General features: G+C 51.2%; 13 protein-coding genes. 6 read left to right on the top strand and 7 right to left on the bottom strand.

All coding sequences use genetic code 11. The annotated features are described in order from the left end of the window. The coding region (locus E8K88_RS16710) for a DDE-type integrase/transposase/recombinase (protein WP_136407817.1) at window positions 1-674 on the top strand (674 nt) is incomplete at its 5' end. A gap of 99 nt (window positions 675-773) precedes the next feature. Next, window positions 774-1,745: a hypothetical protein gene (locus E8K88_RS16705; RefSeq protein WP_136407816.1), complete on the top strand. Its 972-nt coding sequence runs from the start codon at window positions 774-776 to the stop codon at window positions 1,743-1,745. A gap of 34 nt (window positions 1,746-1,779) precedes the next feature. Here the strand turns inward: E8K88_RS16705 and E8K88_RS16700 are convergent, their stop codons facing one another. The 6 genes from E8K88_RS16700 to E8K88_RS16675 form a co-directional block, all read right to left on the bottom strand. Next, window positions 1,780-2,688, bottom strand: coding sequence for a site-specific integrase (locus E8K88_RS16700; protein ID WP_136407815.1), 909 nt, complete (start codon window positions 2,686-2,688; stop codon window positions 1,780-1,782). A 2-nt stretch (window positions 2,689-2,690) separates the two neighbouring features. Continuing rightward, the gene (locus E8K88_RS16695; protein WP_136407814.1) at window positions 2,691-3,047 is read right to left on the bottom strand and encodes a hypothetical protein; all 357 of its coding nucleotides are present in this window, start codon (window positions 3,045-3,047) and stop codon (window positions 2,691-2,693) included. A 1-nt stretch (window position 3,048) separates the two neighbouring features. After that, window positions 3,049-3,411 (bottom strand): type I restriction endonuclease subunit M, encoded by a 363-nt coding sequence (locus E8K88_RS16690; RefSeq protein WP_240754576.1) that lies wholly within the window; start codon window positions 3,409-3,411, stop codon window positions 3,049-3,051. Window positions 3,412-3,595: 184 nt separating this feature from the next. Next, complete coding sequence (locus tag E8K88_RS16685; protein ID WP_136407813.1) at window positions 3,596-4,168, bottom strand: DUF2628 domain-containing protein; 573 nt, start codon at window positions 4,166-4,168, stop codon at window positions 3,596-3,598. Window positions 4,169-4,236: 68 nt separating this feature from the next. Further along, the gene (locus E8K88_RS16680) at window positions 4,237-4,983 is read right to left on the bottom strand and encodes a hypothetical protein (protein WP_136407812.1); all 747 of its coding nucleotides are present in this window, start codon (window positions 4,981-4,983) and stop codon (window positions 4,237-4,239) included. A gap of 158 nt (window positions 4,984-5,141) precedes the next feature. Continuing rightward, window positions 5,142-5,747: a hypothetical protein gene (locus E8K88_RS16675; protein WP_168797376.1), complete on the bottom strand. Its 606-nt coding sequence runs from the start codon at window positions 5,745-5,747 to the stop codon at window positions 5,142-5,144. A 267-nt stretch (window positions 5,748-6,014) separates the two neighbouring features. Between E8K88_RS16675 and E8K88_RS16670 the strand changes: the two genes are divergently transcribed. Next, on the top strand, window positions 6,015-6,317 hold the full coding sequence (locus E8K88_RS16670; protein WP_136407810.1) for a helix-turn-helix domain-containing protein: 303 nt from the start codon (window positions 6,015-6,017) through the stop codon (window positions 6,315-6,317). A 32-nt stretch (window positions 6,318-6,349) separates the two neighbouring features. Here E8K88_RS16670 and E8K88_RS16665 read toward each other — a convergent pair whose 3' ends face one another. Then, window positions 6,350-6,865: a hypothetical protein gene (locus tag E8K88_RS16665; protein WP_136407809.1), complete on the bottom strand. Its 516-nt coding sequence runs from the start codon at window positions 6,863-6,865 to the stop codon at window positions 6,350-6,352. 1,089 nt (window positions 6,866-7,954) lie between these two features. On the opposite strand from E8K88_RS16665, the gene E8K88_RS16660 reads away from it, so the two are divergent. The 3 genes from E8K88_RS16660 to E8K88_RS16650 are packed head-to-tail and all read left to right on the top strand — an operon-like array spanning window position 7,955 to window position 10,312. Next, the gene (locus E8K88_RS16660; RefSeq protein ID WP_205880113.1) at window positions 7,955-9,058 is read left to right on the top strand and encodes a PfkB family carbohydrate kinase; all 1,104 of its coding nucleotides are present in this window, start codon (window positions 7,955-7,957) and stop codon (window positions 9,056-9,058) included. Then, on the top strand, window positions 9,037-9,657 hold the full coding sequence (locus tag E8K88_RS16655) for a 7-cyano-7-deazaguanine synthase (protein ID WP_338092898.1): 621 nt from the start codon (window positions 9,037-9,039) through the stop codon (window positions 9,655-9,657). The genes E8K88_RS16660 and E8K88_RS16655 overlap by 22 nt, the downstream gene beginning before the upstream one ends. Further along, window positions 9,638-10,312, top strand: a complete 675-nt coding sequence (locus tag E8K88_RS16650) for a nitroreductase family protein (RefSeq protein ID WP_168797375.1) — start codon at window positions 9,638-9,640, stop codon at window positions 10,310-10,312. The genes E8K88_RS16655 and E8K88_RS16650 overlap by 20 nt, the downstream gene beginning before the upstream one ends. Window positions 10,313-10,315: the final 3 nt, after the last annotated feature.

Genomic DNA, 10,315 nt, shown 5'->3' with positions numbered 1-10,315 from the left:
CAAAACTGTCTAGGAAATACTGGTCGATTCAGAGTTGGGATGTGACTTACCTGCCAACCCAGATTCGTGGTCAGTTCTTTTACCTGTACCTGATCGTGGATATTTATAGCCGCAAGATCGTGGGCCATGAGGTCTTTGAATCTGAAAACATGGCCAACAGTGCGCAGGTGATTCAACGGGCGGTACTGCGTGAGCAATGCGGCCACCGCAGCTTGGTCTTACACAGCGACAACGGCTCTGCGATGAAGGGCTCGACCATCCATGCCAAATTGGAAGAATTGGGCATTAATGCCTCGCACAGTCGTGCTCGCATCTCCAACGACAACGCGTACTCTGAATCTTTGTTCCGCACCTGTAAATACCACCCCGCCTTCCCTGCAACTGGCTTTACTGATGTAAGAGATGCCCGGCGGTGGGTGGGCAACTTCGTGCACTGGTACAACGACGTGCATCGGCATAGCGAGATCCGTTACGTCACGCCTGCTCAGCGCCACGCGGGCAAGGATCAATCCATCCTGGCTCGTCGCCATGCGCTGTATCAAGCCGCTCGTACCCAGAATCCAGCTCGCTGGTCAGGTAATACACGCGACTGGCAGCCAATTGGCAGCGTTTGGCTCAACCCTGAAAAGCAAATACCTCTGCTCCATGAACTAGAAACGTTAGAAGCTGCGTGAACCATGTTCCAACTACCTTGACAGACACCGCAAGAACTCACACTAAACAACATTACGTCGTGCTATAAAAAAGGTAAAAAATCACATTTAATTTTATTTATGAACAAGAATTTTTCAGGATCTCTCTTCGCCTTTGGACCTCTTAGTGTCCAACGCTTGAAAAAAGCTAGCTGGCGAGACAACTGGTTCTGGTATGAAGCATTACTGCGGTTAAGCCTCACACCGTCCGTGCTTCCTCCAAAATGCAATGAGCCGCTCAAAGCCATCAAAGATCGCATCAAAATCTACTTTTCTGTCATCGGTTGCTACTCAGAAGAACAGCTAAAAACTGATGCCGAATGGACTCCTGCCGAAATGAGCTTATTGATCAAAGATGCAGAAAAAATGTATTCCCTCATGTGTGAGAAGAAGCTACCAGGCAAGGCAGAACTCCCTCCCATTATTTGGATGCGTTTACTTAATGAGGCTGGAATCAACATTGCACCTGACGCTTGGAGCGGGTACTTAGGGTGGAAATATGCAAACGAGCGCAAGGGAGTCTTGCTCTACACGTTCGATAAAAAACATCCTGGCAGTAAGGCGCGGCTACGCAGAGGAATGTTTGGCTTTGGCAATCTCACCGGTTTTTCAGCAGATGAACTGCTCGCAGCACCAAACACCACCTTCGGCGCCTGCCCAACGAAGTTCAAGTGGACAGTAAAGCTTCATAAAACCGACCCAGAAACAAGGCTGCTATTAGGAAAAGAGGTGGATGCTTTAAAAATTTCTAAGCCACTCCTTGATGATCATGCCTATGCATCCGAGCCTCGCTCTGCCGATGAGTCATACGGTGCCGGCCTAACCGACGCACTAACCAAAGCACTCACTCAATATGCATTACCCAAGCAATTAATACGCAAAAAGCGAGCTGACGAAAAAGGCCGAAAATTCGCAAGCGACAATCAAACAGCAAAGCTGCTAGATACATTTCTCACAGGAAAAACTCGCACCCTAACCAGGTATGAAGAAAGCACCAGACTTGCTGCCATACGAGGCCTTGTTGCACTTCCCAGGGGGCGACCAAGGAAATGATGCAATTTCGAAGCCATCATCGACTGGGTTATTCTCATGACAAGATGCCACCCTGCCCCCTCTGCTCTTGCGCACGGACATAACGAGCTAAAACCTGCACAGATCGATGTCGACTTTGCTGGCGAATTTGCCAATCATTCCAGCCCTGCATTGCGGCTTCAGTACAAAACCCTGAACGCAGGGAGTGGGCGCTAAATCGCTGCGCCTTCTCTTCACCCCATGCTTGCTGAGCCAAGGTTTTGATGACGATGCGCACTGACTGTGCTGTGATTTGCGAATCACCGACTTGCTGGTTGCGATCAATGCGTCTGAAGATTGGGCCGTGCTCAATACGTGATTGTTTCAGCCACACTTTGAGAGCAGCAACAGGGCAGACTTCAGCGCCGCTCGTGCGGGCAATAAAAATACGCTGCCCTGCGCCTGACTGGTCTGTTTTGGATCGTGTGATGTGTAGCCACATCCCCTTGCGATCAAAAGCGATATCTTCCACCTGCAGCGCTGCCAACTCTGAACGCCTCAAAGCCCCGCAAAACCCCAAAAGCAACAAAGCGGTATCACGCGCAGCACGCAAGGCTGATTGCTTTTGCGCTTGTTTGACCAAGCGCCTCACATCCTTTGCCAGAAGTGGCGCATGCTGCACGGCAGGTTTGCCATGCAAGCGTTCAATCCCTTTGCGCACATCAGCGACCAAAGGCGAATGCACTGGCGATGGGTAACCTCGTTGCACATGCCAATGGTTTAAGGCTGCCAAGCGCCGCTGTAAAGTACGTGGTGAAAGCAGTTCCGCTTGGGCTACCAGGTAGTTGGCTACCTGCCTTGCGGTAGCAGGTAGTTTGCGGCCGCTGTTCAGATACTGCGCCACATCCGATGCATAGGCCCTTTGTGTATTTTCTGCCAGGGCAGCATTCAGGTAGCGCTGCAAGGATGGGCGCGTTGAACTCATGCTTAGCCTTCCTGTTCTGACTCTGGAGCTACAAAGTAATCCTCGATGAATGGCTTGATCTCATGGGCAAGGATTTGGCATGCCGCCCACAAGTCCACCAGGATAAACACCGCTGGAGCCACTTGACCTGTCTGCCCATGGATTTCCTCATGGCTGTCTAGTACAGCCTCCAACTGGTGCAATGCCGCAGGAATCTTGTCGCACAAAGCCCATGCCAAATCATGCGTGCGCTGCAACTTGGCAGCAGGCGCTGCCTGCCAATCAACTGTGCCATCAGGTCCGACAGGAATAGTGCTCAGCGCATCAAGCAACTTTTGCACCAATCGCCCTGATACTGATTCATCAAGATACAAGCCCATCTCAGTACTCCTCTGGCAGCAATACGCATGTGCTGTCACGCTGGCCTGTTGCATCATTGATGGCCTCTGTAATTACCCATACCGTCTGTCCATGCACCGTATAGGAAGAAAACACTCGCGCGCCTGATTGCAAGGCATCGCGGTTGCTTTGCGCATCCTCTGCATTCATCTGTGCCCAGTCACCGCACACATGCCGCGCAAGCACGGTATGCACGCTCAATGCTGCTTCTTCAAACAATGCCAATGCCCCAGGCGTTGCCACAGTCTGTCCCATGCGAAACAGTGGCCGCTTGCTTGAGGTTGAGGCACTGCCATTGGATTGAGTTGATGAAGAAAACGAGGAAGAAAAAGTGTTGCGTGTCATTGTTGAAACTCCAAATGCAGCAATGCCAGCACGAGGCTGGCATTGGTTGATTTAACTATTCCGTCAGCCCCGATGGTGCTGAAGGATCTGGTACGTTTACCCCACTAGCGCATGGGGTGCGTGGTGGTGGTGGCTGGCGTTGTTGCTGTCATAGCTTGTGCATGTGATGCATGGCCCTGGGCTGTCACATGCCTTCAAAGGCGATCACGACGCCAAACAGCAGCGCAATAATCAGCACAGCGACACCAATCGCTGCGCCCCAGCTGGTGCCACCGCTTTTGGTGAGCATGCTGATCCAATGCGTATGGGGTTGCGTGCTGCGAATGTGCTTGATCTTGCCGTTGACGTGGCTCAGGTACATGGTATTGCCAAGTTGCCCTGCAATCACAGTCAAGACGATGCTAAAAATCGTGGAGTAGCTTTCGTCATAGCCAATCGCATAACTGGCAATGGCCTCCAGCACAATCAATCCCACCCAGAGTGCGGCGTAGCCATACATTTTTCGGTAAGCCAGCCACAAGACCGACAAGAAAAATGCCGCCCAATTCCAACTTTGTTTACTGGTACGAGTTTCTGACTTGGCCCATAGCTGTTGGTACTTGTCGTACTTTTGCCCCACATAAGCGCGCATCAATGCCTGGCGGGCACGCTCTTCTTTTTCTTCACTTGATAGACCGATAACGGGATTGGGTGCGTGAGCAGCATCGACAGTGTTCGATGGGGGATTGGGAGAGGTGTTTGATACGGGTTGCGTCATCACAAATTCGCTTTTTGAATAAAAATAAATTCACAGAGGATGTCTTTGAAACCGAACGTGCTCAGCCGTCAGTTCTTCTCAAAGTTGAGGCCTGCAGGTGTTTGCGTCATTTGCAGCGTGCATTCGCGCAAGACCTCACCATCAAGATCTTTGATTTGGCCTTTGGCTTGCAAGGCGGTGCCATCAACGTGGCCTTGCAGTGCCACAGTCCATTTGTCGGTAGCACTATTGGCTCCTTCTCCTTTGCCAGAAACGGCTTGCCCAAGCTCTAGATTGATGGTTTCATATCCTCCGGCTTGCGTGCTGCGTTCAAGCACGGCTTTAGAGCCTTTGCTGACATCAAATGACACAGGCTGCTCAAACGGGCCTCTGGCGCCGGAGGTCGCGCCATCCACACCTGAGCACACATAACTGCCGCTCCAATGACCGGCTCGGCGGTGGCTCACCACAAACATCGAATGGCCAAAGCCCATCAACTGCACCAAGCCTGGCATGTCGGCGTTCAAGTAGAAGTGGTCTTCTCCAGTATTTGCATCCTGCACAGCAAACTCAATGCGCTCTTGGACCGATCCACCCTGTGCAACCTTGACTCCTTTGGTGTCGATGAAGCCGTAAACCGAAGCGCCCATTAAAACGGCTCCAGCATTCCCTTCTGGAAACTGCATATGCACAACTGCTTGGCAAAATCTTTTGTCCGTGTTTTTGTCATAGCCGAGCTCAACTGACTGGCGCACTGTGGTGACCGATTTGTCATAAAACAGCGCCGATAGCTCAGGCAAGTCGCCTTCTTTGGTTGCGCCATAAGTGGTTTCCATGGCACTGTTCGCAATCAATTCAGCCAAATACAGCCTCACATTCTTGGAGTCACAAGCGGGTGGAGTAGCAGCCTGGCTGATTTGCAGAGCCAAAGCGGCTGCCAATCCAACAGCCCACTGCACTGGGCGGCATGTCTGAAGAAAAAGTGAATGCATGTTTATCCTCCCACTCGGGTGTTGCGTTGTTCTTGCTTTTGCGCTTCCTGTTCACGAATGCGCTGCGCTCTTTGCGCAATGGCTGCGTTCTCTGCCTCTTGCTCAGCCTGAAGCTTGGTTTGCTGTGCCTCACGCGCGCGCTGCTGACTCGCTTGCAGTTCTTGCTGCTGCGCTTGCCATGAAGCTACGCGCCGCTGCCTTTCTTGCCTTGCTCCTTGCACGCTGGCTTGCGCCACCTCGGCCAGCCATTGGTGAATGCGTTGCACACATTGCGACTGCGCCCTGCCACAGGGAGAGAGTGCGTATGAGCCTTGGATGTTTTGCTGCACCAACTGCTGCAATTGCCCATCAGAAAATCCAATCTCGCTATGCCCAAAGTCTGGTGCACGCTCAGAAACCTGCGCCCAGGTTGCCTGGTTGATTTGATACACCGCCTCCATCAAGGTGGACTCCAACATCATGGCGTCTGACACATCGCGAAACTGCCCAGGAAAGGGAGCTGGTGCGTTCAAGGTTTGCCAGACGCTGGCCATGATTGGCGGCTCCTCGCTATTGGGATTTAAATGCGCAAGTTCGCCATTGGCGACTGCTTGTAAAAGGCTGCTCATGCTGGGGTAGCGTGGTGCTGCCTGCATGAACGATGACGCCTGTGAGGTCATTGGTGCGAGTAGCGCAGCACATATCAATGCGCTGCCCACGCAAGCCCACCGTGGGCGTCGTGCATGGTGTGAAAACATATGGTTGTCCTCGAATGGTTTGAATGGATAACTTAAAAACACACTTTACGTTTGGTTTTAATGAATTTTGCCACACGATTCACAAAATCAAACTTATAGTTTGTGTACTCATAGTGGTGATTGGCGAACACTGCGCGCATGCCCCGTGTCGTCGTCAATCGCCCACAACCCTTGGATGCAGCGCAGCAGGAACTTCTGCAAGCGGTGCAAGACGGGTTCGGCCAGCATTTACGGGCTCTGCGCCATGAGAAGCTGATGACGATTGAGCAGGTGGCAGAAGGCGCTGGCCTGCATGCCAATTACGTTGGCTCGGTCGAGCGTGGCGAGCGCAACGTGTCGCTGTTCAATATTTGGCGCATTGCGCACAGCCTGGGGCTCAAGCCTGAGGTGTTGATGACATCGCTGCCTGAGCCCCATACCGTGCCCCTGGCAAAGCCTTGATACGGCACGGTCCCCGCTCAAGGCATCACTGACTAGGCTTTGGGCTTGCTTGGCTGAGTTTTTGCCGAATGCACGGTGAGATACCATTCCACGGCCAGATGTGAAACATCTCTGGTGATCTGGTGCTTTGGATCAACCCAGTACGCCGGATCGATGATGTAGCCGCTCACTGTAGATAGGTTCTGTAGCTTGCTCGGGGTTGGCCGGTGCCACAGTACAAGCCTGCTGATCTCCATTTGCTCGTCGTAGTCGACATACAAAAATGCCAGGTCAGGCAATGCAGCAAAGCTCACAAAGTCTTTGTAGTCAGAAACGACCAACTGAGCTGACTTCATGGCAATTTTGGCGATCATTGCTTCGGGGATATAGGCTGGCCCCTGTTTGGGATAACCCATGACTTGGGCCACAGCCGTGACCTCTTGCAATGTTTGCCCGGCAATCATTGCAATGCATGCCAAGGCATCGTCACAACGCTCAGCTTGTGCCACACGTTTGTATGCAGTAGTGATAGTGCCTGGGGTAGTCTGTGGGGTGGAAGGTTGACTCATACGCTTTCCTTGAAAAACACTCAAAAAAAAAAGCCATGCAGCAGCGCGACCTGAAAGCCTTGTATTGAAACCATATCGACTAAGGAGGTCGTTCTTCGTCCTGCTGGGCGCTTGCGGCACGGTCAGCAATGACTTTGATCAGGGATTGTGGAATTCAGCGATTCCAGAGAATTGAGCCATTGAACATTGATCAGCTCTGTTTGATGAGCGTTTCATGTGCGCAATGGCTGGTGCAATCGATGCACTGCGGCTTGGCTAGCGGTTATCGGCTGGCTTAAACCATTGATTTAAGCCATAAAGCTTACTTTTAAACACCGATAGCCATATTTTATTGGACTTTTAGTTGCTAGTGTTTTCGAAATAACTTTGTAAATAGTCGCGATTCATCCGAGATTTGATATGCTGGCATCGACAATATGTAGAAGTTTAGAAGGTTAAGACCGATGGCCACTAAGCAGCGACTGGAGCTCTTTGGTTTTGATACCTACTAACTGCTTACATGAATCAAATCGACATTGCTTAGAACGTCTTTTGCGGCATATTACGACAGAAATCAGAACATCTCTATACAATACTATTGTTGAATGTAATAATTTGAGATTCAAGGTAACTTATATATTTTTTAGGGAGTTTATATGTCAGGTAGTGGTGGTGGCACATACTTCGGCGGCGGAGTGAGGAGAGAGTCCGTTAGTTGCGAACTACTAAAATTTACTGCGCAAATATCTACACCAAACCCGACGTTCGTCTCGACTGTGCGTATCGGTGATTTATGTACGGTTCAGGTTCAGACTGTGAGCAACCAGCAGGTGGTAGTTGTACTCCGGAACAATGGGGACCTGCTTGGCGGGCTTATAGGCGGTCAGACTAATCGCTTACGAGAGTGCATCTTGAGTGGTACCAACTATCGTGCGGAAGTTACTGCTGTGTCAGGCGCCCAGATCATTGTTCACATCGATCCTGTCTAAAAATATGACTATTCACGTCGTTGGCGGCCTATACAGAGAGTTTTGTGTACGCCCGTTGTGGGATCAGCTTTACGGCTCAGGAGGTCGGGCTACGGCTGCAATTGCGACTATGAGGAGTGATGTGACGTTCCACACGTACGCAACCTCTATCGCCGAGGATGAATTTCGCACCTATGCTGTGCAGCTTCCATCCCAAGTAACAGTAGACGCTGTACCTTGCAATACCACTATATCTTTCCGATATCTTCATGACTCATCCCACCCCGATATCTCCAACGTTCCAGATACTCCACTTAGCTCCATTAAGGTAAAAGCTGAAAAAGTCGTCCGATTCGGTATGCTTGAAGGCTCAGCAGTGATCGATGCGGAATGGGCAGTTTATGACCCTCAAAACGCCGGCAGCGCGGAGCGATTTGGAGAGAACGGTTCGCGAGCCAAGCATCTAGCGCTGGTGTTGAATCTTTATGAGGCTCGCGCTATGAGCGCCAGCCCAGAAGCAACTCCAGAAGAATGCGCACTCAAGCTAGCCGTGCACGACGGAGCAGAGGTTGTCATCATCAAGATGGGCCCTGCAGGAGCCTTTGTTTGGTCACAAGGTGCTGTGCACACAGTACCTGCCTACAAAACAGAAAATGTTTGGAAAATCGGATCAGGGGATACATTTGTGGCGCACTTTGCACAAGCATGGATGAACGATGGCCTCCCGGCACATGAAGCGGCGTCACAGGCCTCACTAGCAACTGCTTACTACTGTGAGAAGAAGACCATCCCTTACCGTGAGTACCTCATGGAATTTAAACGCGACGAGATTCGCGTTAAGCAAGAGTTTTTGAATGGAAAACGACCTCAGGTTTACCTAGCTGGGCCTTTTTTCGATACGGCGCAGGTCTGGTTAATCGAAGAGGCGCGCAAGAACCTCTTAGAAATGGGTTTTAAAGTCTTTTCACCTTTTCATGATATAGGTATGGGATCTGCTGCCGACGTAGTCAAACTTGACCTTCAGGGAATCGAAAAGTCCGACATTGTTTTTGCGATAGTTGACGGCCTTGACGCTGGGACAATCTATGAAGTTGGATACGCACGTGCAGTGGGAAAACCTGTAGTAATCCTTTGCGAGCGTGAATCGGAAGAGTCAATGAAGATGGCAGAGGGAACTGACTGCGTCATTCGCCGCTCATACACATCGGCACTCTATGCCGCGTTATGGGCCGCCGTATCCCTATGACGTCAGCTTTATTACTCTCAGGTGGCATGGACTCGCTTTCTATTGCATGGTGGAAGAGGCCAACACACGCCATAACGATCGACTATGGACAGAAGGCTGCCATCACCGAACGGACCGTCTCGGCAGCTATCTGTGCAGAGATAGGAATTGTGCATCACGTTGTAAGCGTGGATTGCCGTAGTCTTGGATCAGGCGATATGGCCGGAGCCGCTGCTGATGCGGCGGCACCAGCAAGTGATTGGTGGCCTTATCGCAACCAGCTACTAATCACACTCGCAGCGATGAAAGCGATCGGTTTAGGAGCGAAGGTTTTGTACATCGGTACGGTTGCATCTGACGAAGGGCATCGGGATGGAACCAAAGACTTTGTTCGAATGATAGATGAATTGGTTCTGTATCAGGAGGGAGGCCTTCGAATCGAAGCACCCGCCATCGGTCTTACGACAGTTGAACTAGTCAACGAAGCAAAGGTACCAGCACGAGTACTTGCCTATGCGCATAGCTGCCACAAGGCAGACATTCCATGTGGAAACTGCCGCGGCTGCAACAAGTATGTCGAGTCGATGGACTCTCTCGGATATGGCTGTAGAACTTCCTGAACCAAAACCCAAGATACCTGTCGAGCCATACAAGCCGTTTAGCTGGCCAGGCGGCCCGACCTTCTCGTTGGGCCAATTTGCAATCAAAGAGACCGTAGATCTTCACCAGCTAGTCTTGGAGCGCCAGTCAAGGCGCACATTTTCCCCTCTGCCGCTCGAAAAGCTGGAAGGGCTTCTATCTATTTGCTGTCGCACATACAGCTGGAGCACCTCTGATCTGGGTTTTGAGCAACAATTCCGAGGGGTTCCATCTGCAGGAGCCATTCATCCCATACACGTCTTAGTTCAGCGTTATCGTCACTCCGGATGGGAACGCTACGATCCAATTAATCATTCACTGGTCGAGATCCCGGGATCGCATGACCTTGCGTCCGCCGCGCGAGTCGCTGCGGATGCTATCGTCGCAAGTGGAGATGCAACGCTGATTGCCTTGGTTGCAGAGCCAGGAAAGACTGCTGCCAAGTATTACTTTCCGGAAAGTCTCATATGGCGTGATGCAGGCATCATCATCGGCGCACTAGCTTGGAGTGCTGAAGCCCTAAGCCTTAATATTTGTCCGCTTGGTGCCACGGGCACATCATTTGTTTCCTTAATTTCTCGTGAAAAAACACTCATTGGGGTGGGGCTTGTATTGATAGGTGGACGTCCCGAATGATTA

The organism is Lampropedia aestuarii (genome assembly GCF_004803635.1).
Taxonomy (GTDB): Bacteria; Pseudomonadota; Gammaproteobacteria; order Burkholderiales; family Burkholderiaceae_C; genus Lampropedia; species Lampropedia aestuarii.
This window is presented reverse-complemented; position numbering and strand designations above follow the sequence as displayed.